The following is a 23,890-nucleotide window of genomic DNA, read 5'->3' as shown; positions in this document are numbered from 1 at the left end:
TCAGGACTTCTTGCGCTGCTCGTCGTTGAACTTCAGCATGTCGATGATCGGCTGATAATCCTTCAGCGTCACCGGGGTGAGGCCCTGGTCCTTACCGTCCGACAGCCGGTCGAACGCCGCCTTGTCGGCGGTCGGCAGAGCGATGAAGGCCTGGCGGATCTTGGCCTTCAGGTCGTCGGGCAGGCTCGCCAGCACGGCGAAGGGGCCCTCCGGCAGGAAGTCGGACTTGAACACCACCCGGAAGTCCGACTGCTGCATCGGCGTGCCGTCCGGCTTCTTGAGCATGCCCTTGGCGGCCATGCGGGTGACCATCGTGTCGGTCTCGGAGTTCCAGAGATTGGCGGCGGCGTCGGCGGTGCCCTGGGTGAGCGCCAAGACGGCGTTCTCGTGGCTGCCGGCGTAGAAGGTCTTGGCGAAGAACTTCTCCACGTCGTAGCCGGCCCGCTTGAGGAAGAAGCGCGGCGCCTGATTGCCGGAGGTGGAATTGGGGTCGACCAGAGCGAGGTTCTTGCCCTTGAGGTCCTCGACCGTCTTGTACGGGCTCGTGGCCAGCACGTAGACCACCGAATAGTAGCCCGAAGCGCCGGTCTCGTGCTTCTGGTTCACGATCGGCTCGATCTTCACCCCGGTCATCACCGCCCGGGCGAAGGAGGCGGGGCCGTACCAGGCGATCTGGATGTTGCCGGCGCGCTGGCCCTCGATCACGGCCGCGTAGTCGCTGGCGACCCGCAGCTTCACCGGCACGCCCAGGGTCTTGGTCAGGTAGGCGGTGAGCGGCGCCCAGCGATCGGCGGTGCCGGAGGCGTTCTCGGCGGGGATCACGCCCAGCGTCAGTTCGGGATACTGGGCCTTCCAGTCCTGGGCGGCGGCCGGCAGGCCGAGGAGCGCGAGGGCGGCGGCCGCGGCCGCGAGGGTGCGTCGGGTGATCATTGCGTTCTCCTGTGCGGGCCCTGGGGCAGGGTTCGGCCGGCCCCCTGCCCGCCGGGGTGACGGACATCGTTGTCGGCTCAGGCGCCGATCGCGGCTTCGCGGACCGGACGCGCGGGCATGGAGCCGGGCAGGCCCGGCATGGCCGCCCGCTGCTCCGCCTCGCGCTGCGCGGAATCGTCGAGCACCTCGCCGGCCTCCAGCCCGTAGAGCCGGCGCGCCACGTCCTCGGTGAGGTCGAAGGGGCCGCCCTCGAACACCACGCGGCCCGCCGCGAGGCCGACGAGGCGGTCGCAATAGGCGCGGGCGAGGTCGAGGGAATGCAGGTTGCACAGCACCGTGATGCCGTAGCGCCGGTTCACGTCGGCGAGCGCATCCATCACGAGGCGTGTGTTGCGCGGGTCGAGGGAGGCCACCGGCTCGTCGGCGAGCAGGATCTCGGGCTCTTGCACGAGGGCGCGGGCGATGGCGACGCGCTGCTGCTGCCCGCCCGACAGGCCGTCGGCCCGCTGGCCGGCGAACTCGCCCATGTCGAAGCTCTCCAGGGCGGCGAGCGCCATGGCCCGGTCCGCGTCGGACCACAGGCGCATCAGGGCCCGGTGGCTCGGCACGTGACTGAGGCGCCCCATGAGCACGTTGGTCATCACGTCGAGGCGGCCGACGAGGTTGAATTGCTGGAAGATCATGGCGCAGCGGGTGCGCCAGTCCCGCAGGGCCCGGCCCCGCAGCATCGTGACGTCCCGCCCGTCGTGGAGGATGCGGCCCGAACTCGGATCCGCCAGCCGGTTGATCAGGCGCAGCAGCGTCGACTTGCCGGCCCCCGAGCGGCCGATCACGCCGACGAAGCTGCCGGGCTCGATCCGCAACGAGACACCGTCGACCGCGCGCCGGTCGCCATACTGGCGCGTGAGATCTTCGATGACGAGCATGCATCCATCCGCGGCGGAATGGCCGCAGCTAAACGCCGCTTCTACGACGGTTGGATGACGAAGACCTCGGAATATCTATAGCCGACGAATGAATAGGGATCCGCGCGGGTATCTTACCGAGATGATGTCGCCGCCACGCGGACGAAGACGGTGTCCGCGGCGGCGATGTCACGCCGAAGCTTCGTGACGGTCCAGAAACGCTTCGATGGCGAGCCCGCGGAAATCCGGCAGCGCCCGGCGCAGGCGCGCGTGATCCCAGTCCCACCAGGCGAGGCGCTCCAGGCGCGCGGCGATCGCCTCGGGGAAGCGGGGCCGCACCGGCCGCGCGGGATTGCCGACCACGATCGTGTAGGGGGCGACATCGCGGGTGACGATCGCCCCCGCCCCGACCACCGCGCCGGTGCCGATGCGGCGGCCGGGCAGGACGACGACCCCGTGGCCGATCCAGACGTCGTGGCCGATCGTCACCGGGCTCGACCGGCGCCGGTCGAAGAAGGCGTCCTCGTCCGCCTCCTCCGGCCAGTAGGCGCGGGCCCGGTAGGTGAAATGCGCCTGCGATGCGCGCTCCATCGGATGGTTGCCGGGATTGATCCGCACGCTCGCGGCGATCGAGCAGAACTTGCCGATCGTCGTGTAGATCACCTCGCCGTCCTGGGCGATGTAGGAATAATCGTCCAGGACCGATTCGGTGATGCGGGTGCGGGCCCCGATCTCGGTGTAGCGGCCGAGGCGGCTTACCTGGACCCGGGCGCTGGGATCGATGGCGGGCGCGAGCCCGAGGGGCTGGTCAGCCATGGGCGTCTCCGAAGGGCAGGCGCGCCAGGAGCCGGAACGGCCCGGACCCGTCCTGGGTCAGGAGGGACACCGCGTCGATCACGGCGGGCTCCGGGCCCGAGGCGGCATAGGCCGCGGCGAGGCGCCGGTGCCACCCGTCGCGGTCCGGCTCCGGCAGGGCGTCGGTCAGGGTCATGTGGAAGCGGAAGGCCTCGAACACGTAGGGGTAGCCCCAGCGGTCGAGCAGCGCGCGGCCGCGGGGATCCAGCCGCTCCGGCCGGCGCTTCGCGCGCTCGGCCCCGGTCAGCGGCGCCCGGAACGGGTCGAGGGCGGCGACGCATTCGGCCGCGAGCAGGCCCAGACCCGGCGGCGGGGCCTCCGGCACCAGGGCGAGGAACGGTCCGAGCGCCGCGACCACCAGCGGCCCGAGCGGCACCGGCGGGTGCGCGGCGGCGAGGCCCCGGGCGGCGGCGACGAGATCGGCCTCCGCGGTCCCCGGCGCGAGGCGCAGCGGCGCCTTGAGGGTCGCGTGGAAACCGTAGAGCCGGGCCCCCGCCGTGACCGCAGCGAAGCCGCCCGGTGTCTCCGGATGCGGGACCGTCCGCCCGGACACGTTGTCGTAGCCGAGCACGGCGTTGCCGAACGCCTCCAGACGCGAGCCCGGAGCGGGGAGCCAGTACAGGGCGTAGCGGCGCGACACGTCCAAAGCCTCCGGGTATCTCGCGGCATTCCTCAGGCCGACGGCGCGTAGCTCCGGGCGTCGGCGGGCCGGCGGGGACGGACATCCATGGCGTTGCCGCGCCACACGATGGCGCTCTGCACCCAGGCGCCCAGCCAGATCGCCGGGATCAGGAGATCGCGGACCAGGAAGACCGCCGGCATGCGGGGCGAGCGATGCCAGCCCGCGCGGACCGCGAGCCAGTGCTCGGCTCCGTAGCACAGGACCGCGATACCCGCAGCGCCGGAAAGTCCGGCGAGGCTGCCGAACCACAGCGCCAGCAGCAGCGCCGGCAGCAGGACGCCGCTGCCGATCTCCGGGATAAAGAACAGCGGGAAGGTCACCCGCCGCAGCCGGGCCCAGCGCAGCTGCCGCGCCCAGACCTCCCGGAAGCCGCGGGGTCCCAGGGGCTGCTCGAAGGGGCTCGCCACGAGATGGACGCGCTTGCCGGCGGCCCGGACCAGCTTGGTGGCGGCCGCGTCCTCGGCGATCTCGGCGGCGAGCGCCTGGAGGCCGCCCTGCGCTTCCAGGAACGGCTTGTGCCACAGCATGCTCTTGCCCTGCGCGAAACCCAGGCCGAACGCCTCGGCGGCGTATTGCCAGCGCGCCTGCAGGGTGTTGAGGAAGGCGCACTCGACCTCGGCCATGAAGCTGCCCGGGCGCGCGCCGGCCGGGGTCGAGCAGACGAGGCCGGTCTCCTCCCGCCACGCGGCCTGGAGGCACTGGAGGTAATCCGGCGGCATGGCCACGTTGGAATCGGCCAGCACCACCCAATCGTGGGCGGCGGCGCGCCAGCCGCGCAGGCAGTTGTTCAGCTTCGGGTTCTCGCTGACGCGCTCGTCGCCGCGGATCAGGCGGGCCGGCACGTGGGGATGGGCGGCGATCAGGCGCTCCACCAGCGGCACGATCGGATCGCCCGGATCGGCCACGCAGAAGATCAGCTCGTAGGCCGGATAGTCGAGGCGGAAGCTCCGGGTCAGCATCTCCTCGCTGTAGGCCTCGACCCCGTGGAGCGGGCGGACCAGGGAGACGGGCGCCCCCGCCGGAAACCGCGACGGCCCGTGGCTTCGGCCGATGCGCCGGCCCGCGATGGCGATGCTGCCGATCTGGACGAGGGCCAGGAGCGCGCCGAGGGCGAGGGCCGGCACCGTGGCGTCAATCATGCGGGATCCCCCGTTGGCGTCCTGAGCGGCCCGGTCGCTAGCGGCCGGACCGCGTCAGTCGTGTGACACGCACGGGATGCGGGCCAGATATTGCCGGCCCGCGGTCGCGGCGTGTTCCTCAGAACCGGAGGGTGAAGTTGCCCTTGACGGCCTGATCCTGGGCCCGGGTGCCGGTCTGGCCGGTATAGGCGACGCCGAGGCTCGCGTTCGGCGCCACCGCCAGGTCCAGGCCGACCTCCGCCACCAGCGCGTCCCGGTCGATCGGAACGCCCGCGCTCAGGAAGGCCGGGCCGGTGCCGAAGCGCAGCAGCGCCGCCGGCACCACGTCCCCGAACGCCCTCCGGTATCCGATGAGCCCCCGCAGCGTCACCGGCAGCCCCAGGCCCAGGTCCAGGCTGGTCTGCGCCCGCACCCCGACGGTGGCCGCCCCGAGGTCGTAGTCGCGCGCGAAACTCGTCAGCGCCGCCGCGCCCCCAGCCTCCGCGAAGGCGTCCCGCCGGATCCCGACATAGGCCCCGCCCACGAACGGCTCCACATAGGCCGCCGCCGGCTGGACCGCCGCCGCCGCGCCGTCCTTCGACACCAGCACCGCCGGCGCCGGCGCGCCCAGCGCGAACTTCCAGCCGAGCTCGCCGAAGCCCTGCAGGGTGTGGCCGCCGCCATGCCCGGTCAGCGTGTCCGACAGCCCGTACAGCACCGCCCGCCGGGTGCGCGTATCCGTGTCGGCGTAGATCACGCCCAGCCGCAGCGAGACCGGCCCCAGCTCGGCGCCGCCGTAGACGCCGCCGAACCCGCTCTTGAGCGTCGCGCTCTCCGCCCGGCTCAGGCCGCCGCTCCGCCCGGCGCTGTCGAGATTGGCCTCCGTGTAGCCGCCGACCACGCCGAAGCGCAGCCCGCCCGGCAGGCGTACATCCGCGCCGGCGGCGAAGCCCGCGATCTGCCGGTCGAGGTCGAAGGCGTTGCCGCCCCCGCCGGCCGTGCCGAACGCCCCGAAGCCCTGGCCCCAGAGCCCGAAGACCTGCGGGTCGAGGGTGCGCACCGGCACCCCCGCCACCACCGGCGCCCGGCCCGGCAGATCGGCCGTGTAGGCGGCCGGCAGGCTTCCGTAATCGAGCCCGGTGCCGGGATTGCCCCAGCGCAGGCGGTCGAGCACCGCCTCGCGCACGAAGAACGCGGTCTCGTAGGCGGTCGAGACGGTGCTGGCGTGGATGTCGCCGGCGAGCGCCCGGAAGGCGGCGCCGGCCTCGCCCGTGATGAAGCCGGACGCGGCGTCGTAGAGCCGGCCGGCTCCGCCCGCCTGGATGGCGTCGGCCGCGGCCGCGCCGTTGCGGCCGGTGGCGGAGCTGGAGAACGCCACGTCGTTGCGGGTGAGCGTCAGGTCGACCTCGTTGGCCAGGTGGCGCAGGCCCGGGCTGAGGAAGGCGAGGTTCGACGTCACGCCGGCGAACTGGCCCGAGACGCCGCCGCCGGCGGTGAGGATCGCGTAGGTGGTGCGCGGGTTGTAGCTGCCCGAGGCGGCCAGCACCTGGACGGTGCCCCCCGACAGGGCGGCGGCGCCGCCGGCCGCGATCCGGTCGGCCTGGCCGGCGGCGTTGGCCTCGACCTGGTAGGTCGAGCCGGGCGCGAAGGCGACCGCGCCGGTGACCGAGAGCGTGCCGATCGCGGTGCCCGGCGCCACCGTGCCCCCGGACAGGGCGCTGATCCCGCCGACCGTGCCCGATCCGCCGAGCAGGCCGCCGGAGCCCACGAAGGCGGTGCCCGCGATGGTGCCGTTGGCGTAGAGGGCGCCGCCCTGGCCGATGGCGACATCGATGGCCAGGCTGTCGGCGGTGTCCATCCGCAGGGTGCCGGTCACGTTTCCGAAGTAGCCGGCGGCGGAGTACAGGTCGATGCGGCTCCAGTAGCTCAGCGCGCTGCCGTAGAAGGCGGCCAGCGCGTTGGTCTCGGTGTTGACCAGGATCTGGTTGATGGTTCCCGTGGACAGCTGGCCGTAGAGGCCGCCGCCGGGCGCCAGGGTGCGGGCGGCGGTGGTGGAGCCGCCGTAGAGGGGGGCCAGCAGGATCGACGCGTCGGGCCCGTTGGCGGGGGCCTGCTCGCGGGGGGCCTGGGCGAGGCTCAGGGTCGGCAGGCCGTAGGTGAGCCGGCTCTGGTAGGTGGCCTGGTTGGCGGCCGACGGGAGGTAGGGGTTGCCGGCGCCGTTGGCCGCGCTGCCGGCGCAGGCCGCGACGGTGTTGCCGCACTGGGCGGCGAGGTAGGCCTGGATCTGGCCCTGGGCCTGGACGAACTGGTTGGGCAGGTTGATCGCCGTGCCGGTCACCGCGGAGTTGTTGATGTAGGCCGGGTTGGTGAAGGCCTGGGCGAGATCGTAGGCGGCGAGCGCCCGGCTGCCGATGATGTCGAGGGGGTAGTGCACGCCCAGCACGATGCGGTTGTTGGCGTAGTCGGCGGCGCGCAGCAGCATGGTCTGGTATTGCTGGGGCACCAGCATCGCCAGGAGGATGCCGTCCGTGAAGGCGTAAGTGGTGTGCCCGCTCGGGAAGGACGGGTTGGTGGCGATCCCGTTGAGCGCGGTCGGGTCGAAGGCGTTGTACTGGGACGGCGCCACCTGCACCGGCCGCGAGGATCCGTAGACGTCCTGGCCCGCTTGCGTGTTGGTGACGCCGTAGGCGAGGTCGTAGACGCTGTTGGTGGTGTTGGGCAGGCCGTTATAGGTCGGCAGGGTGTAGCCGGCCGGGGCCACGGCGGGCACCGCCACGTAGTTGGCCGGGGTCACGCTCGGATTGGTGGCCGCGCCGTTGGCGAAGTAGTTCTTGGCGACGCCGAGATTGTTCCCGGAGAAGGTGTAGGCGCCGGCCAGCAGGCTGACGACGCTGCCGAGGGGGCCGTTCACGCCCGGCGCGACGCCGCGCTGGTAGATCGGCCCGAGCTGGGCGCCGAGGCCGCCGACGAGTTGCTGGGGCACGATGCCGTTGATCGGCGTCTGGGCCGGCAGGCCGCCCGCGAGGTTGGCGGCCACCCCGTAGGTGCCGAGCCCCGAGGCGGACAGGTCGTTGCTGATCGAGCCGAGCAGGTTCTTGTCGCTGATCGCGTTCTGCTGCTGGGACAGGCCGGCCGCGTTGTTGAGCGCCACCCCCTGCGACAGGTTGAGCTGCAGCGTCCGCTGACCGGTCGCGGTGGCGTTGAGCGCCAGATAGGGGGACAGGAGATTGAGCACGTTGACGTCGGACGGCGTCGTGTTGGCGGTCTGTGCCTGCGCGCCCGGCCCGAATACCGCGACCGTCAAGGCCGCGATCGAGATCCCGTGTCGTAACTTCATGTCTGGCCCCCAAAGCCGCGGCCATTCGGCCTGCGGCGGGAGGTTTAGCGAAATCCGCGGCTCCGCCAGCGTCATAATTAAGTCATTTTCAGCAGAATCGCCGCGTGTCGCATCGAAGCAACAGATCGATAACTTAGCCAGCACAGCAAAGTCGCGGCCTTCATCTTCCAGGAACCCGCCGAACATCCTCACCGCGATGCGAAAGCTCTGCGCGTGCCGCAACCCCGTCGGCCGACTGGGGCACGCGCGGCGCCGGCGAAGGCGGATCCATCGCGCGGGCCGCCCGGCCGGAGCGGTTCCAGCACTGCGCAGTCCTTCGCCGCGCGAATGGTGTGACCCGCAACCCGGATCGAAGGGTGCCGTCACCGAAGCGTCACGCGCGGAACTTAATCCCGCATTCACCAGCACAACCGGTTCCGCGCGAGGGTTCATGTCCGATTCTGCCGTGATCCCCTCGGGGATCCTAGGGAACAGGCCCGCGGGCGGGCCGCGCCTCGAACATCGGATCCATCCCGGCGGGGTGATCGCGTTCCTGCTCGTCCTGGTGGCGGGGCTCGGCTACGCGGTGGTGAGCCTGATCACCGACATGAACGCGGTCGGCGAGGCACCGCTGGCCTACGGCGCCTTCGCGCTCCTCGGCCTCGCCCTGCTGATCGCCCTCGCCTTCGAGTTCGTGAACGGGTTCCACGACACCGCCAACGCGGTCGCCACGGTGATCTACACCCACTCGCTGCCGCCGCTCGTGGCGGTGATCTGGTCGGGCTTCTTCAACTTCCTCGGCGTGATGCTATCCTCCGGCGCGGTGGCCTACGCCATCGTCACGCTGCTGCCGGTGGAGCTGATCCTGAACGTCGGCTCTGGGGCGGGCTACGCGATGATCTTCGCGCTGCTGCTGGCGGCGATCATCTGGAACCTCGGGACCTGGGCCATGGGCCTGCCGAACTCGTCCTCCCACGCCCTGATCGGATCGGTGCTGGGCGTCGGCCTCGCCAACCAGCTGATGAGCGGCGGCGACGGCACCTCGGGCGTCGACTGGGGCCAGGCGCTCAACGTGTTCAAAGCGCTGCTGTTCTCACCGGTCTGCGGCTTCGTGCTGGCGGCGCTGCTGCTGCTCGCCCTGAAATTCGCCGTGCGCCGCAAGGACCTCTACGAGGCGCCGAAGGGCGACGCCCCCCCGCCCCTGTGGATCCGGGGCATGCTGATCCTCACCTGCACGCTGGTCTCGTTCTTCCACGGCGGCAATGACGGGCAGAAGGGCATGGGCCTGATCATGCTGATCCTGATCGGCGCCGCCCCCACCGCCTACGCCCTGAACCGCACCATGTCGGACGACACGACGCCGGCCTTCATTCAGACCTCGACGGCGGCGAGCCAGGTGTTCTCCGCCCACGCCCCCGGTGCCGCGGCGCCGGATGCCGCCGCGGCGCGCCGGACTGTGACGGAGGCGCTGAAGACCAAGGCGGTGAACACGCCTCCGGTCTACGCGGCCCTGTCCGTGCTCTCCACCGACATCGCCGCCAGCGTGAAGAACTACGGTGCGATCCGGACCGTGCCGGCCGCCCAGACGCAGAACCTGCGCAGCGACATGTATCTCGCCGCCGACGCGGTGCGTGTCCTGCCGAACGCGGGTGCCGATCTCTCGGAGGCCGACAAGGCGACGCTGAAGCGCTACGCGGGGCTGCTCAACGACGGCACGCGCTACATCCCGGGCTGGGTGAAGGTCTGCGTGGCCCTGGCGCTCGGCCTCGGCACCATGGTCGGGTGGCGGCGCATCGTCGTGACCGTGGGCGAGAAGATCGGCAAGACGCACCTGACCTACGCGCAGGGCGCCTCCGCCGAGATCGTGGCCGCCGGCACGATCGGGCTGGCCGAACTCTACGGATTGCCGGTCTCGACCACCCACATCCTGTCCTCGGGCGTCGCCGGGACGATGGCGGCCAACGGCTCGGGTCTGCAGATGTCGACCGTGCGCAACATGGCGCTGGCCTGGATCATGACCCTCCCGGCCGCCATCACGCTCGCCGCCGGGCTGTTCTTCATCCTGCGTCACCTGTTCTGACACGGCGCACGCGGCGTCCCGGACTCCGAAGCCGGGACGCCGCGCCACGTTCCGAGTCGCATCGTCCCGGACGCCGATCCCCGGCCTCCGGGACGATTCCGTTTCGCAGCCGGTCGGACCGGCCGGCCCGCCCCGCACGCCCCCCCGGGCGCGGAGCGGGCGGCCTGCGCCCCGCCGGCTGCGGCGCCCCCCGGCGCCTCAGGAACTCGCCATCGCCCGGACGAAGGCCAGGCAGGTCCGGCGCGCGGCCGCGTTCTCGATCCCCGCGAAGACGGTGACGAGATCGGCGGCCTGCCTGACGGCTTCGTCCTGCCGGTCCTTGTCCGGGAAGAAGGACGCGAGCGGCACATCCAGCGCCTTCGCGAGGCAGGCAAGTGTATGTTCGGTCCGGGCCGAATCGGCGGATGACGCGGGCCGCTGGTTCGGCCCGTGCGAGCAGCGGAGCGCCATCGCTCAGGCCGCCCGGTGGCCGAGCTGGATCGCCTTGGCGATCTGCGATCGCTTGGCGGCGTAGCCCGGGGCGACCATCGGGTAATCGGCCGGCAGCCCGTATTGGAGGCGGTAGCGCTCCGGGGTGAGCCCGTGGGCGGTGAGGTGGCGCTTCAGGGTCTTGTAGGACCGGCCGTCGATGAAGCTGATCAGACCATCATGCTGGATCGAGGCCTCGACCTGCCCCGCATTCGGCCCGGCCCAGCTCGATCCGACCTTCGCCTGGCCGTCGCGCAGATCCGAGATCGCCATGTGCACCTGATCGATCAGATCCGGCAGATCCGCGATGCCAACGGCGTTCCGGGACACGTAGGCCGCCACGATGGCACCGACCTTCTGCAGCATGAAGGTGGGGTGGTGTTCTTTGAGGTTGTCCATTTCGAGCATCGCCATCTGTTGAACCTCTGCGGGATCGTCGAATTTTTCCCGTAGTGCCTTGCGGCAGATCGGGAATCGCTCGGATCCGAGAGGCGCTCGGGAGACCGAACTATTGTTTACCTCAAGTACGCTTCCCGTCACTTCTTGAGGATGCAGATGATATACAATATGTCTCGATTCGTGCTTGTCCGATGGCGCGAGGATTCTTGACCAGCTGCGCAAACGGGTGGGCGTAGGGGTAAATTTACCAATGCAGCCGCTGTTTTCGACCGACGGTACGCACCCCAAAGACAGCTTCCCGCTCTGGCGCGACCTCCTGCGCCAGCGGCAGTTGCCGATCGAGGTCGAGCGCCTCGATGATTCTCCGTTCGAAGGCCGGCTCGATGTCGCCGAGGTCGGCCCGCTGCTTCTGACCCGCATCGCGCAGGGCGCTGTCCGCAACGAGGCCACGCCCGAACTCCTGCGGCGCCTCAGGAAGGGCGACACGCTCGTCGTGCTGTTCAAGCTCGCCGGATCCCTGCTCGTGCAGCAGGACGAGCGCACGGCGGGCCAGCGGCCGGGCGATGTCTGCGTGCTCGACCACCGTCCGGCCGTGCTCGAATCCGGTCCGGGCAGCCAGTCCATGTTCCTGGAACTGCCGCGGCAGCGCCTGGAGAGCCGGCTCGGGCCCGCCCGGCTCTACACGGCCCTGCCCATCGGCGCGGAACTCGGCTCCGCGACGCTCGTCAGGACGTTCTTTCACGATCTGATCCAGGTGCGGCGACAGCTCACCCCGGACGCCGCGGCCCGGATGGCGGATGTCGGTGTCGATCTGATCGTGGCCAGCATCGCCGAGCGGCTGGCGCAGGAGGTGCCCCAGCCCCTGCACGGCACCGTCGTGGTCCAGCGGGCCAAGGCCTATGTCGAGGCCCATCTCGGCGACCCCGACCTGGACCCGCCCCAGCTCGCCGCCGCCATGGGCGTGTCGCTCCGGCGCCTGCAGGAGCTGTTCCACGAGCACGGCCAGCCGATCTCAGACTGGATCTGGCACCGGCGCCTGGAGGCGGCCGCCCGGCGGCTGGCCGATCCGAGCTGCGGCCATCTGCCGATCGGGACGCTCGCCTATGGCTGCGGCTTCGCCAGCCAGGCGCACTTCGCCCGCCGCTTCAAGCACCATCATGGACTGACGCCCAGCGAATACCGCCAGGGCGCCGTCTCGGTGCGGATCTGAACCGCCGTCCCGGCCGGGTCCGGGCCGGCGCCGGTCAGACCGCGCGGTCGTTGCGTCGCAGGCTCGCCGGCATGGCGAAGAGCGCGAGCGCCGCGGCCACGAGGCAGAGCGCGCCGATGCCGTAGAGGGCGGGCGTGGTCGAACCGGTCAGGTCCTTGACCCAGCCGACCATCACCGGGCTGACGATGCCGCCGAACTGGCCGAGGGTGTTGATCAGCGCGATCCCGCCCGCCGCGCCGACGCCGGTGACGAGCTTGGCCGGCAGCGTCCAGAAGGTCGGGATCGAGGCCACGATGCCGGCCCCCAGCAGGGCGAGCGCGAACATCAGCGGGACGATGTGCTTATCGAACAGGCCGGCGCCGAAGAAGCCGAGCGCCGCCGCGATGGCGAGCCCCGCGACGAATTTCGGCCGCTCCCCCGAGGCGTCGGAGAGGCGCCCGACCACCACCATGCTGATCGCCCCGCAGATGTAGGGGATCGCCGTCAGGAAGCCCACGGAGGCGGCCTGCGCGCCGCTCGCGGTCTTGATCAGGTCCGGTCCCCAGAAATTCAGGCCGTAGGAGCCGATCTGCAGCAGGAAGTAGATCAGCGCGATCATCAGGAAGCCCGGCTGGCGGATCGCCCCGAGGAGCGAGTGGTCGCCGATCTCGCGGTTGTGGTGGGCGATGCGGCTCGACAGGAGCGCCTTCTCGGGCTCGGACAGCCAGCCCGCATCGGCGATCCGGTCCTCGAGCCGCGTCAGCACCAGGAGGCCGAGGACGAGGCAGGGCAGGCCGCCGGCCAGGAACAGCCATTGCCAGCCGGCCAGGCCCCCGACGCCGTTGAGGCCGCCGAGGATCAGCCCCGCCACCGGCGCCCCGAAGATGCCCGAGAAGGCCGAGGCCACGAACATGAAGGAGGTGATCCGGCCGCGATGCGAGGCCGGGAACCACAGGGTCAGGTAGTAGAGGATGCCCGGTGCGAAGCCCGCCTCCATGGCGCCGATCAGGAAGCGCAGGGCGTAGAAGTGCCACTCGCTGCGGATGAGGATCATCAGGGCCGTGGCGATGCCCCAGGAGATCATGATCCGGGCGATCCAGCGCCGCGCCCCGACCCGGTAGAGCATCAGGTTCGAGGGCACCTCGAAGATCACGTAGCCGATCACGAACATGCTCGCGCCGAGGCCGTAGGCGACGTTGCTGAAGCCGAGGTCGCTCTGGAGCTGGAACTTGGCGAAGCTGATGTTGATGCGGTCGAAGAACGCGAACATGTAGCAGACCATGATCAGCGGCATGAGCCGCCACGCGACCTTGCGGATGACGGCGTTCTCGGCCACCGCGCCGGCCTCGAGGGCCTCCGGCGACCCGGACAGGGCTGCGGTCATGGTTTCCTCCGGGGTTGTTTTTTTGGACTTGGGTGAGCGGTGTCGCCTTCGGATGGGCGGCTTCCAGACTCGGTAAGCGTGCGTAAGGAGAATCGCAGGTCAGGGCGCGTCCCCCTCCCCCCTCTGCGGGGGAGGGTGGCCCCTGCGTCAGCAGGGGTCGTGCCAGGACGAAGTCCCGCAAGAGGGGAGCGCCGCCTCAGGACGGGACGCGACCCGCATGACGGGCACAGCACGATCCTGCACCGTCGCGCTGCCCCTCTCCCGACCTCCTTCGGGGGCCACCCTCCCCCGCGGAGGGGGGAGGGAGGGCGTCGCGTCCGTCAGAGACATCAGCGCTTCACCGTCGTGGGTTCACGCCGCCCTGGCGGGCGGCGGATGCAGGTCGCTGGCGCGTCCGGCCTTGGCGACCTGGCCGGGCACGTCGTGGCCGACGAGGCGGGGCAGGTCCCGCGACAGGCCGATCAGCGCGGCGAGGTCCAGGCCGGTCGGCACGCCCATCTCGTGGGCCATGTTGACCAGATCCTCGGTGCAGATGTTGCCGGTGGCGCCGGGGGCGAAGGGGCAGCCGCCGAGGCCGCCGAGCGCCGCGTCGAACCGCCGGGCGCCCGCCTCGTAGGCGGCCAGCACGTTGGCGAGGCCGAGGCCGCGGGTGTTGTGGAAGTGGAGCGTCAGACGCCCGGACCCGACCAGCGGCAGCACCCGGGCGACCAGCCGTTCCACCTGCCGGGGATTGGCCATGCCGGTGGTGTCGGCGAGCGTCACCCCGTCGACGCCGAGCGACAGGTAGCGCTCCACCTGAGCCAGGACCTTGTCGGCGGGCTGGTCGCCCTCGAACGGGCAGCCGAAGGCGGTGGCCACGGTGGCGTTGGTGCTGACCGGCGCGCCGTGCACCGCCTCCATGATCCGCGCGAAGCCGGCAATCGAATCGGCCGGGCTCATGCCCATATTGGCGCGGTTGTGGGTCTCGCTCACCGAGGCCACGAGGTTGACCTCGTCGACCTTGGCGGCGAGCGCCCGCTCGGCGCCCTTCGGGTTCGGCACCAGGGCGACGTAGACCGTCCCGGGCCGGCGCCGGATCCCGGCGAAGACCTCGGCGGCGTCTGCGAGCGCCGGCACGGCCTTCGGCGAGACGAAAGAGGAGACCTCGATCCGGGTGAAGCCGGTCTGCGCCAGGGCGTCGATCAGACGGATCTTCTCCTCCGTCGGCACGAAGGCGGCTTCGATCTGGAAGCCGTCGCGGGTGGCGACCTCCTGGACGATCAGCGTGTCGCTCGTCGGGGTGCGGGTCGGGGCGCTCATGCCACGGCTCCCTTCGCGCGCAGGGCGGCGATCCGCTCCGGGTCGAGGCCGAGTTCGGACAGAACCGCGTCCGTGTGGGCGCCGAGCGCCGGGCCCTGCCAGCGGATTTCGCCGGGGGTGTCGGACAGCTTCGGCACGATGCCGGGCATCTTCACCGCGGTCCCGCCGGGCAGCTCGGCCTGGAGGATCATGTCGCGGGCCTGGTAGTGCGGGTCGGCCACGATGTCGGCCACCGAGTAGATCCGGCCCGCCGGCACGTCGGCGGAATCGAGGGCCGCGAGCGCCTCCTCGACGGTCTTGGTCTTCGACCAGTCGGCAATGACGCCGTCCAGCATGGCGGATTGCTTGGAGCGGCCATCGTTGTTGCGCAGGCCAGGATCCTCGGCGAGGTCGGGCTGGCCGATCGCCGTCATCAGGCGGCGGAAGATTGGGTCGCTGTTGCCGGCGATGACCACGTAGCCGCCGTCCCGGGTGGGATAGGTGTTCGACGGGGTGATGCCCGGCAGCGCCCCGCCGGTGCGGGTGCGGACCTCGCCCAGCAGATCGTATTCCGGGACGAGGCTCTCCATCACGTTGAACACGCTCTCGACGAGGGAGACGTCGATGACCTGGCCGGCGCCCTGGCCGGTCTTGACCCGCAGGAGCGCCATCAGGGCGCCGATCACCCCGTGGAGCGAGGCGAGGGTGTCGCCGATGCTGACCCCGACCCGCGCCGGGGGCGAATCCGGGCTGCCGGTGGTGAAGCGGATGCCGCCCATCGATTCGCCGATGGCGCCGAAGCCCGGGCGGTCGCGGTACGGGCCGGTCTGGCCGTAGCCCGAGATCCGGACCATCACGAGGTTCGGGTTGAGGGCCGAGAGCACGTCCCAGCCCAGCCCGAGCTTCTCCAGCCCGCCGGGGCGGAAGTTCTCGACCACCACGTCGGCGCTCCGGGCGAGCTGCTTGACGATGTCGAGGCCTTCGGGCGACTTCAGATTGACGGCGATCGATTTCTTGTTGCGCGACTGCAGGTACCACCAGAGCGAGGTGCCCTCGTGCATCTTGCGCCACTTGCGCAGGGGGTCGCCCTCGCCCGGGGGCTCGACCTTGATCACCTCGGCGCCGAACTCGGCCATCAGGCGCGTCGCGAACGGCGCGGCGATGAGCTGACCGAGTTCGAGAACACGGATACCGCTCAGCGGACCGGACATGCGCTCCTCCCTGTTTTGTTGACCGATGAATACTATCGCGCCCGGGTGGAAGTCCAAACGCCATCCATCATCGTGCGTTCTCCGGCGGAGAACGCTGGGCCGCGGCGGCGCACAGGTGGTCGCGCAGGAGGGCGGCGGCCGGGGGCAGGAAGCCGGGGCGGACGACGAGGCTCAGCGTGCGCTGCGCCCAGGGGTCGGTGAGCGGCACCGCGGCGAGGCGCATCGACGGTCCGAGCAGGGCGTAGACGGGCTCCGGCACCGTGCCGAGCCCCAGCCCGACCTGCGCCATCCGGCAGATCGCGTCGAAGCTCGGCACGTGCATCCGCAGGCGGAGCGGCCGGCCGAGGCGCCGGGCCTCGTCGCGCAGGGCGGCGTAGATCGAGCTCTCCGCGTGCAGCCCGACATGGTCGTAGTCCAGGGTGTCGGCCAGGGCGACGGCGCCGCGCGCGCTCAGGGGATGGCCCTCCGGCATCACCAGGACGAGGCGGTCGGTCCGGTACGGGCAGACGGCGAGCGTGCGCGTGTCGGTCCCGCCCGCGCAGATGCCGAGATCGGCGAGCCCCTCCTCGACCCCCGCCACCACGCCGCCGCTCGGGCGCTCCTCCAGGTCGACCCGGATCCCGCCCTGGGCGGCCAGGAAGGCCCGGAGATCCTCGGGCAGGAATTCCACGATGGCCGAGAGGTTGGCCAGCACCCGCACGAAGCCGCGCACGCCCCTGGCATGCTCGGCGAGTTCCAGAGCGATCTGCTCGGCGCTCGCCAGCATCCGGCGGGTATGGTGGAGCAGCGTCTCGCCCGCCGGCGTCAGGCGCATGCCCCGGGGCTCCCGGGTGAGCAGCGCGCAGCCGAGGGCGTGCTCCAGCTCGGCGAGCCGCTTGCTCACCGCCGAGGGGGCGATGGCCGCCCGCCTGGCCGCGCCGTTGAGCGTGCCCTCCGCGCAGATCGCCGCGAACAGGCGCAGCGTCTTGAGGTCGAGGCGGCTCAGGACCGCGGCGGCGGGCAGGTCGGCGGACATCCGGTCTCCCCCGAAACCGAGGCGGTCAGTCCCGCGATCCGACCGGCTGGCCGTAATGGCCGTGGCCGAGCTTCGCGCCCTGCCGGTTGACCCGGCCGAAGCGCAGCACCGCCTGCTCCAGATAGGCGATCGCGTCGACGAGATGGGTGCGCGCCGACGCGATGGTGTCCTCCCCCTCCTCGACCGGGGTCTCGGCGAGCTTCACGGCGGCGATCAGCACCCGGTCGCGCTCGTCCTCGATCCGCGGGTCGCGCTCGACATGGCTGCGGACCCGGGAGTCGTAGGCCTCGATGACCGACCAGGGCAGCGCGTCCTTGCCGGCCGGGGCCCGGAAGGCCAGGGCGTGGCGCCGGGCGGCCGCGCTGGCGGCCCTGACGTGGTCGGCGAGTTCTGCATCCATGCCTGGTCTCCGCGGCACTGCTCCGACGTCGCCAACGTGTTCCGGCGCCCTCCGTTGCCCTTACCGGCCGGCGGCGGCGCCCTTCAAGGCAGGCGGGGGTGGGGCTTACCTTGGTGGATCGACTCCGCGGATCGACTCGGCGGTTCGAATCGGTATCTGTCGATGCCGTGATCGACGGGCCGGGATTCGCCCGGCGAACGGGGGACGGAATGACGACGACATCCTTGGCCGGCGCGCTGCGCCAGCCCTCCTCGGCGGCGCGCCTCCTCGGCGTGATCGCGATGCTGCTGGTGGCCGCCGGCCTGTCCGGCTGCGGGGCGGTCAACCAGGTGCCGACCCTGCAGGAGCAGGCGAAATCCGCCTGGAGCGAGGTGCAGAACCAGTACCAGCGCCGGGCCGACCTGATCCCCAACCTCGTCGAGACCGTGAAGGGCTACGCCCAGCAGGAGAAGGACGTGCTGATCGGCGTCACCGAGGCGCGCGCCAAGGCGTCGAGCGTGAAGGTCGACGCCGCCACGGTCAGCGACCCGCAGAAGTTCAAGGACTACCAGGACGCGCAGAACCAGCTCTCCGGCGCGCTGGGGCGGCTGCTCGTGACCGTGGAGCGCTATCCCGACCTGAAATCGAACCAGAACTTCCTGGCCCTGCAATCGCAGCTCGAAGGCACCGAGAACCGCATCGCGGTGGCCCGGCGCGACTACATCACCGCCGTCCAGGCCTACAACACCGAGGTGCGCACGATTCCCGGCCGCTGGATCGCGGCCATCCTCTATCCGGACGCCAAGCCGATGGAGACCTTCACGGCCACGCCCAACGCCGACCGGCCGCCGAACGTGAAGTTCTAGGGACCGTCCGTGGGCCAAGGCATCCCGACGTGGGTGCGGCTCGCCCTCGCGCTCGCCGTCATCGCCGCCTGCCTGGCGGTCTATGCGGTCGGGGCGCTGGCGGCCGACCTGACCTTTCCGCCGCTCACCGGCCGCGTGGTCGACGCGGCCGGCATCCTCACGCCGGACCAGCGCCAGGCCCTCGACGCCAAGCTGAAGGCGCACGCGGACAGGACCTCGGACCAGGTCGTGGTCGCGACCGTGCCGAGCCTCCAGGGCACGACGATCGAGGATTACGCCAACCGCCTGTTCCGGGACTGGAAGCTCGGGCAGGCCAAGACCAACAACGGCGTCCTGCTCCTGGTGGCCCCGAAGGAGCGCAAGGTCCGCATCGAGGTCGGCTACGGCCTCGAAGGCGCACTCACCGACGCCCTGTCCCGGACGATCATCGCCGGCGCGATCACGCCGCGCTTCAAGACCGACGATTACTTCGGCGGCCTCGACGCGGGCGTCGACGGGATCCTGTCGATCCTGGCGGGGGACGCCGAGGAGTGGCAGCGCAAGCCGGAGGTGCGCGCCGACGAGGTCGATCCCGTGCAGGTCGGGATCTTCATCCTGCTGCTCCTGATCGTGGTGGTGGCCGCCTGGCGCATGACCCGGATCGCCGGACGGGCCGGGCGCGGCGGCGTGGTGGTGATCCCGACCGGTTCCGGCTCGGGCGGGTGGGGCGGCGGCTTCTCGGACGGCGGCGGCTCGGGCGGTGTCGATGACGGCTTCTCCGGCGGGGGCGGCTCGTCGGGCGGCGGGGGAGCCTCCGGTGACTGGTAGCCCCGCGGATGCGCTGACGCCGGAGGTGCAGGCCCGCCTCGCCCGGGCCGTGGCGCGGGCCGAGGCCGGCACGTCCGGCGAGATCGTCGTGATGGTGGTCGCCCGGGCGGGCGCCTATCGCTCCCTCGTCCTGCTGGCGACCCTGGTGGCGGCCCTGATCCTGCCCTGGCCGCTGATCGCACTGACGGAATGGAGCGCGGTCTCCCTCTGCCTGGCGCAGGCGGCCCTCGTGGCCGCGGTTCTCCTGGCGAGCCTGAACGCGCGGCTGCGGCTCGCCCTGGTGCCGCGCCGCCTGCGCGGCGACCGCGCCCGGGAGGCGGCGCGCCGGGCCTTCCGGTCCCGGGGCCTGAACCGCACCCGATCCCGCACCGGTGTGCTGCTCTACCTGTCGCTGGCCGAGCGGCACGCGGAGATCGTCACCGATCTGGGCGTGCTCCGGCACGTCCCGCAGGCCACCTGGGATGGCATCCTGGCCGATCTCACCCGAGCCCTCGGCCAGGGCGCGACCGAGGCCGCCCTGACCGCGGCGATCGCGGCCATCGGGGCCTGCCTGGAGGCGCATCTGCCGGCCGGTCCCGACGATCCGGACGAGTTGCCGAACCGGGTGATCGTGGTCGCCTGAGGCGCCGCAGCCGGCGCTCGCGCCATCGACGGTCCGTGGCGGCCGGCCGCGGGACACGGCGACACCGGGGGACGGCCGCGCTTTTGTGCGCCGCCGCACAAAATGTTTCCGGCGCCGTAACCACGTGAGACCACGGGCGATTTCCCCTTCGAGGCTTCGTGCCCGCAGGGGCGCCGAGACCCGACAGAGAGCGCTGCCGGCAAGGCTGGCCGCGCTCGAGGAGAGCCCGATGAAGATCCTGATCGCCGCGACGCCGCTCACCGGCCACCTGAATCCGCTGCTTGCCATCGGCCGCACCGTCGCGGCGCGCGGCGACGATGTTGTGGTGCTGACCGACGAAGCCTTCCGCGGGAAGGTCGAGGCGGCGGGCCTGCGCTTCACGGCCTACGCGGATGACGGCGCGGCCACGTTCCGGGAGACCACGCTGCCGGCCGGTCCGGAGCGTTACCGGCGCGAATTCGAGCGCCGCTTCATCGATCCGATGCCCGGGCAGGCGGCGGTGCTGCGCCGCCTGATCGCCGACGAGGCGCCGGACGTGATCGTGGCCGGCAGCATGTTCCTCGGCGTGCTGCCGCTGCTCCTCGACACGGCGCCCCGGCCGCCGATCGTGACCGTCAATATCAGCTTCCTGTTCCTGGAGCGGCCCGACCACGCCCCGGTCGGCCTCGGCCTGCCCCCCGCCCGGGACCAGGCCGAGCAGGTCCGCTACGCCGCCCTGAAGGCCGGGATGGACGCGGCCTTCGCCAACCCGGTGCGCGCCTACACGGACGGCCAGCTCGCGCGGCTCGGCCTGCCGCCGCTGCCCGCCTCGCTGCCCCATTCCATCGTTGTGCTGCCCGACCTGTTCCTCCAGCCCACCGTGCCGGGCTTCGAGTACGATTACGGTGCGCTGCCGCCGGGTCTGCGCTTCATCGGGCTGCTGCAGCCGCCCGCCCCGCCCGCGCCGCTGCCGGAATGGTGGCCGGAGCTGGAGGCGGCGAACGCCGCGGCCAAACCCGTCGTTCTGGTGACCCAGGGGACGCTGGCCAACGCGGATTTCGGCGAGCTCATCGAGCCGACCCTCGCGGCCCTGGCCGACCGGGACGATCTCCTCGTCCTGGCCACCACCGGCGGACGGCCCGTCGAGACCCTGCGCGGGCCGATCCCGGCCAACACGCGGGTCTCGCGCTTCCTGCCGTTCCGTGATCTGCTGCCGCGGGTGAGCGTGCTCGTGACCAATGGCGGCTACGGCAGCGTCTCGCAGGCGCTGGCCGCCGGCGTGCCGATCGTGTCGGCGGGGCTGACCGAGGACAAGGCGGAGGTGAACGCCCGGGTCGGCTGGTCCGGGGTCGGCCTCAACCTCGCCACCAACGCGCCGCGCCCGGACGCAGTGCGGGACGCGGTCGGCCAAGTGCTCGCCGCGCCCCGATTCCGGCAGCGCGCCGGCGCCCTGCAGGCGGCCTTCGCGACCCGGGACGCCATGGCGGGCATCCTGACGGCGGTGGACGACCTCGCCCGCTCCGGGCCGGTCCGCGGCGGCCGGACCGGCGTCGCGGTGCCGCTGGCGCGGTCGGCATGACTTCCCCCGCCGAACCGGAGGCCCTGCGCGTCGTCGTCGATCTCAACCGCTGCCAGGGCTACGCCCAGTGCTGCTACGCGGCCCCCGAGGCCTTCATCCTCCACGGCCACGAGATCCTGTTCTATGATCCCGCCCCGCCGGCCGAACGGCGCGGCGCGATCGAGCGGGCGGTCCAGGCCTGCCCGGTCCGCGCCATCAGCCTTCAGGCCGGCCCGGATGACGGAGACGCGCCGTGAGCCCAGAGCCCGCCGGCATCGTCGTGGTGGGCGCCTCCCTGGCGGGCCTGCGCGGGGCGGAGGCCCTGCGGCGGGGCGGCTATGACGGGCCGCTCACCCTCGTCGGCGCGGAGCCTCACCGGCCCTACGACCGCCCGCCCCTGTCGAAGCACGTGCTGGCCGGGGCGCTGGATGCGGGCGCGACCCGCCTGCCGGAGCTGACCGCCCTCCGGGCCTGCTGGCGGCTCGGGACGGCGGCCGTGGCCCTCGACCGGGCGGCCCGCACGGTCCGCCTCGCCGATGGTGCGGTGCTGGCCTACGACAAGCTCCTCATGGCCACCGGCGCCGAGGCCCGGACCTGGCCGGCCGCGACCGGGGGCGGCCTGACCGGCATCCACACCCTGCGCGGCCGCGACGACGCCCGCGCCCTGCGGGCGGCCCTGGTCGCCGGCCCGCGGCGGGTGCTCGTCGTCGGCGGCGGGCTGATCGGGTGCGAGGCGACCTCGTGCCTGCGCGACCTCGGCCTCCCGGTCACCCTGGTCGATCCCCATCCGACGCCCCTGGCCAACGCCCTCGGCACCGCTATCGGCGGCGTGATCGCCGATCGCCTGCGCGACGCGAGCGCCGTGTTCCGCCCCGGCACGCAGGTCCGGGCCTTCGAGGGCGACGCGTCGGGCCGGGTCGTCCGCGCCCGGCTGGCGGATGGCAGCGCCATCGAGGCCGATCTCGTCATCGCGGCCCTCGGGGCGACCCGGGCGACCGGCTGGCTCCGGGGCGCCGGGCTGATGGCCGATCCCGGAGGGCTCACCTGCGACGGGGCCTGCCGCGTGCGCGACGCCGACGGCACGCCCTGCCCGGACATCTACGCGGCCGGCGATGTCGCCCGCTGGCCGATCCCGCTCTACGGCGACCGGCTGGTCTCGGTGGAGCATTGGGGCAACGCCGTCGCGCAGGCCAGCCACGCCGCGCGCAACATGCTGGCCGGTCCCGGGGACCAGCGTCCCTACGCGCACCTGCCGGCCTTCTGGTCGAGCCAGTTCGGGATCAACATCAAGCTGGTCGGCCTGACCGCGGGGGCGGACACCGTGGCCGTGGTGCAGGGCTCGCTCGCCGCGCGGCGGTTCCTCGCCGTCTACGGCCGGGGCGGGCGCAGCATCGCGGCCGTGTCCTTCGATCAGGCCCGGTGGCTGCCCGCCTACGCCGAGGCGATCCTGACGGGCAGCCCCGTCCCGCCGATCACCGACGCCACCGACCAGCCCCGCATCGCCCGGACCGATCCCGGATTCCCGCCGCCGCGCCGGGCGGCCCCGGCACCGTCCCCGGCCGAGACCGCCCATGCCTGACGACGCCCTGTTCGCCGCCGTGACGGACCCGGCCAACCGGGCCGATCCCTATCCGCTCTACGCCCGTCTGCGGGAGCGGCCGGTCGCCCGCCAGCGCGACGGCAGCTACGTGGTGAGCGGCCACGCGGCGATCCGCGCCCTGATCTTCGATCCGCGGCTGAGTTCCGAGGATCTGCCGCCGTTCCGGCGCCCGCCCACCGGCAATCCGATCCGCGACTGGATCCTCAATCCGATCCGCAGCCGGATCGCCAGCGCGCACCGGCCCCTGATCTTCCGCGATCCGCCGGACCATGACGCCCTGCGCGCGGCGGTGATGCGGGAATTCACCATTCCGCGGGTCCAGGCCCTGCGCCCGCGCGTGGTCCGGGAGGTGGACGCGCTCCTCGACGCCTGCCGGGGGCGCGAGCGGATCTGCCTCGTGGACGACCTGTCCTATCCGCTGCCCGTCTCGGTGATCTGCGACTTGCTCGGGGTGCCGGAATCCGACGAGCCGCAGTTCCAGACCTGGGCGACGCAGCTCGCCACAGCCCTGGAGCCCGACGCCCGCGGCGACGTCGAGACCCGCCGGCACACGGTGGCGGCCTTCGACGCGATCTCGGACTACATGCGCGGCCTCATCCGGGAGAAGCGCCGCCGCCCCACGGGCGACATGCTGAGCGGCCTGGCCGCCCCCGGGCCGGGCGGACGGAAGCCGATGAGCGACTTCGACCTGATCGCCACCGCGATCCTGCTGCTGGTCGCGGGCCACGAGACCACCGTGAACCTGATCACCAACGCCATGCTGACCCTGCTCCGCCATCCGGAGGAGCTGGAACGCCTGCGCGCCGATCCCGAGCGCGCCCCGCGGTTGATCGAGGAGGTGCTGCGCTTCGAGCCGCCGGTGCATTTCCGGACCCGCAAAGCCCTCGGCGCGATCACGCTGGCGGGCGAGACCATCCCGAAGGGCGCGCCGATCATCCTGCTCTTCGCCGCCGGCAACCGCGATCCGGCCCGCTTCGACGCCCCCGACCGCTTCGATCCCGACCGCCCGGACCTCGAGCATTTCGGCTTCGGCGGCGGCCTGCATTACTGCGTCGGCGCGCCCCTCGCCCGGATCGAGGCGGAGATCGCCCTGGTGGCCCTGAGCCGCCGCCTCGTCGCCCCGCGGCTGATGCACGATCCGCCGCCCTACCGCCCCGGCGCCTCCCTGCGGGGGCCCGAGCAGCTGCATATCGGCATCGACGGGATCGCCTGAGCCGGCGGCCAGCGCGCGGTCGTGCCCCTGTGGGCT

At 72.1% G+C, this 23,890-nt stretch carries 22 protein-coding genes; 9 read left to right on the top strand and 13 right to left on the bottom strand.

What is annotated here, in order from left to right; translation table 11 throughout:
• The 6 genes from phnD to AC3IF1_RS06515 all read right to left on the bottom strand — a co-directional run bounded on the left by phnD (position 1) and on the right by AC3IF1_RS06515 (position 7,827).
• Positions 1–930 carry a phosphonate ABC transporter substrate-binding protein gene (phnD, locus tag AC3IF1_RS06540; protein WP_489216675.1) on the bottom strand — a complete coding sequence of 310 codons (930 nt, stop codon included), beginning with the start codon at positions 928–930 and terminating at the stop codon, positions 1–3.
• Positions 931–1,007: 77 nt separating this feature from the next.
• Complete coding sequence (gene phnC, locus AC3IF1_RS06535; RefSeq protein WP_489216673.1) at positions 1,008–1,856, bottom strand: phosphonate ABC transporter ATP-binding protein; 849 nt, start codon at positions 1,854–1,856, stop codon at positions 1,008–1,010.
• 168 nt (positions 1,857–2,024) lie between these two features.
• Positions 2,025–2,651 (bottom strand): LbetaH domain-containing protein, encoded by a 627-nt coding sequence (locus AC3IF1_RS06530; RefSeq protein WP_489216671.1) that lies wholly within the window; start codon positions 2,649–2,651, stop codon positions 2,025–2,027.
• Complete coding sequence (locus AC3IF1_RS06525) at positions 2,644–3,330, bottom strand: DUF1045 domain-containing protein (RefSeq protein ID WP_489216669.1); 687 nt, start codon at positions 3,328–3,330, stop codon at positions 2,644–2,646. The genes AC3IF1_RS06530 and AC3IF1_RS06525 overlap by 8 nt, the downstream gene beginning before the upstream one ends.
• A 32-nt stretch (positions 3,331–3,362) precedes the next feature.
• Positions 3,363–4,511 carry a ceramide glucosyltransferase gene (locus AC3IF1_RS06520; RefSeq protein ID WP_489216667.1) on the bottom strand — a complete coding sequence of 383 codons (1,149 nt, stop codon included), beginning with the start codon at positions 4,509–4,511 and terminating at the stop codon, positions 3,363–3,365.
• Positions 4,512–4,629: 118 nt separating this feature from the next.
• Positions 4,630–7,827 carry an autotransporter family protein gene (locus AC3IF1_RS06515; RefSeq protein WP_489216665.1) on the bottom strand — a complete coding sequence of 1,066 codons (3,198 nt, stop codon included), beginning with the start codon at positions 7,825–7,827 and terminating at the stop codon, positions 4,630–4,632.
• Between the two features lie 430 nt (positions 7,828–8,257).
• Between AC3IF1_RS06515 and AC3IF1_RS06510 the strand changes: the two genes are divergently transcribed.
• Positions 8,258–9,886 (top strand): inorganic phosphate transporter, encoded by a 1,629-nt coding sequence (locus AC3IF1_RS06510; RefSeq protein ID WP_489216663.1) that lies wholly within the window; start codon positions 8,258–8,260, stop codon positions 9,884–9,886.
• Between the two features lie 198 nt (positions 9,887–10,084).
• Here the strand turns inward: AC3IF1_RS06510 and AC3IF1_RS06505 are convergent, their stop codons facing one another.
• On the bottom strand, positions 10,085–10,336 hold the full coding sequence (locus AC3IF1_RS06505) for a hypothetical protein (RefSeq protein WP_243964779.1): 252 nt from the start codon (positions 10,334–10,336) through the stop codon (positions 10,085–10,087).
• A gap of 3 nt (positions 10,337–10,339) precedes the next feature.
• Positions 10,340–10,753 carry a Ros/MucR family transcriptional regulator gene (locus AC3IF1_RS06500; RefSeq protein WP_489220334.1) on the bottom strand — a complete coding sequence of 138 codons (414 nt, stop codon included), beginning with the start codon at positions 10,751–10,753 and terminating at the stop codon, positions 10,340–10,342.
• A gap of 250 nt (positions 10,754–11,003) precedes the next feature.
• On the opposite strand from AC3IF1_RS06500, the gene AC3IF1_RS06495 reads away from it, so the two are divergent.
• Positions 11,004–11,963, top strand: coding sequence for a helix-turn-helix domain-containing protein (locus tag AC3IF1_RS06495; protein ID WP_489216661.1), 960 nt, complete (start codon positions 11,004–11,006; stop codon positions 11,961–11,963).
• A gap of 34 nt (positions 11,964–11,997) precedes the next feature.
• On the opposite strand, the gene AC3IF1_RS06490 is transcribed toward AC3IF1_RS06495, so the two are convergent.
• The 5 genes from AC3IF1_RS06490 to AC3IF1_RS06470 all read right to left on the bottom strand — a co-directional run bounded on the left by AC3IF1_RS06490 (position 11,998) and on the right by AC3IF1_RS06470 (position 17,230).
• On the bottom strand, positions 11,998–13,326 hold the full coding sequence (locus AC3IF1_RS06490) for an MFS transporter (RefSeq protein WP_489216659.1): 1,329 nt from the start codon (positions 13,324–13,326) through the stop codon (positions 11,998–12,000).
• Positions 13,327–13,677: 351 nt separating this feature from the next.
• On the bottom strand, positions 13,678–14,625 hold the full coding sequence (locus AC3IF1_RS06485; RefSeq protein WP_489216657.1) for a hydroxymethylglutaryl-CoA lyase: 948 nt from the start codon (positions 14,623–14,625) through the stop codon (positions 13,678–13,680).
• Positions 14,622–15,815: a CaiB/BaiF CoA transferase family protein gene (locus AC3IF1_RS06480; RefSeq protein WP_243969038.1), complete on the bottom strand. Its 1,194-nt coding sequence runs from the start codon at positions 15,813–15,815 to the stop codon at positions 14,622–14,624. Before AC3IF1_RS06480 ends, AC3IF1_RS06485 begins: the two co-directional genes overlap by 4 nt.
• A 67-nt stretch (positions 15,816–15,882) precedes the next feature.
• The gene (locus AC3IF1_RS06475; protein WP_489216655.1) at positions 15,883–16,830 is read right to left on the bottom strand and encodes a LysR substrate-binding domain-containing protein; all 948 of its coding nucleotides are present in this window, start codon (positions 16,828–16,830) and stop codon (positions 15,883–15,885) included.
• A gap of 25 nt (positions 16,831–16,855) precedes the next feature.
• The gene (locus AC3IF1_RS06470) at positions 16,856–17,230 is read right to left on the bottom strand and encodes a hypothetical protein (RefSeq protein WP_489216653.1); all 375 of its coding nucleotides are present in this window, start codon (positions 17,228–17,230) and stop codon (positions 16,856–16,858) included.
• A 281-nt stretch (positions 17,231–17,511) separates the two neighbouring features.
• Between AC3IF1_RS06470 and AC3IF1_RS06465 the strand changes: the two genes are divergently transcribed.
• From AC3IF1_RS06465 to AC3IF1_RS06435, 7 genes are all read left to right on the top strand, one after another.
• Positions 17,512–18,075 (top strand): LemA family protein, encoded by a 564-nt coding sequence (locus AC3IF1_RS06465; RefSeq protein ID WP_409564817.1) that lies wholly within the window; start codon positions 17,512–17,514, stop codon positions 18,073–18,075.
• Between the two features lie 33 nt (positions 18,076–18,108).
• A complete protein-coding gene (locus tag AC3IF1_RS06460; RefSeq protein ID WP_489220333.1) occupies positions 18,109–18,882 on the top strand; it encodes a TPM domain-containing protein in 774 nt (257 codons plus the stop codon).
• On the top strand, positions 18,872–19,504 hold the full coding sequence (locus AC3IF1_RS06455; protein ID WP_243969046.1) for a TPM domain-containing protein: 633 nt from the start codon (positions 18,872–18,874) through the stop codon (positions 19,502–19,504). The genes AC3IF1_RS06460 and AC3IF1_RS06455 overlap by 11 nt, the downstream gene beginning before the upstream one ends.
• Positions 19,505–19,733: 229 nt before the next feature.
• Positions 19,734–21,062, top strand: a complete 1,329-nt coding sequence (locus tag AC3IF1_RS06450) for a glycosyltransferase (RefSeq protein WP_489216651.1) — start codon at positions 19,734–19,736, stop codon at positions 21,060–21,062.
• The gene (locus tag AC3IF1_RS06445) at positions 21,059–21,298 is read left to right on the top strand and encodes a ferredoxin (RefSeq protein ID WP_489216649.1); all 240 of its coding nucleotides are present in this window, start codon (positions 21,059–21,061) and stop codon (positions 21,296–21,298) included. The genes AC3IF1_RS06450 and AC3IF1_RS06445 overlap by 4 nt, the downstream gene beginning before the upstream one ends.
• Positions 21,295–22,620: an NAD(P)/FAD-dependent oxidoreductase gene (locus AC3IF1_RS06440; RefSeq protein ID WP_489216647.1), complete on the top strand. Its 1,326-nt coding sequence runs from the start codon at positions 21,295–21,297 to the stop codon at positions 22,618–22,620. The genes AC3IF1_RS06445 and AC3IF1_RS06440 overlap by 4 nt, the downstream gene beginning before the upstream one ends.
• The gene (locus AC3IF1_RS06435) at positions 22,613–23,854 is read left to right on the top strand and encodes a cytochrome P450 (protein WP_489216645.1); all 1,242 of its coding nucleotides are present in this window, start codon (positions 22,613–22,615) and stop codon (positions 23,852–23,854) included. The genes AC3IF1_RS06440 and AC3IF1_RS06435 overlap by 8 nt, the downstream gene beginning before the upstream one ends.
• Positions 23,855–23,890: the final 36 nt, after the last annotated feature.

It is taken from the genome of Methylobacterium sp. E-012 (genome assembly GCF_057836545.1).
This window is presented reverse-complemented; position numbering and strand designations above follow the sequence as displayed.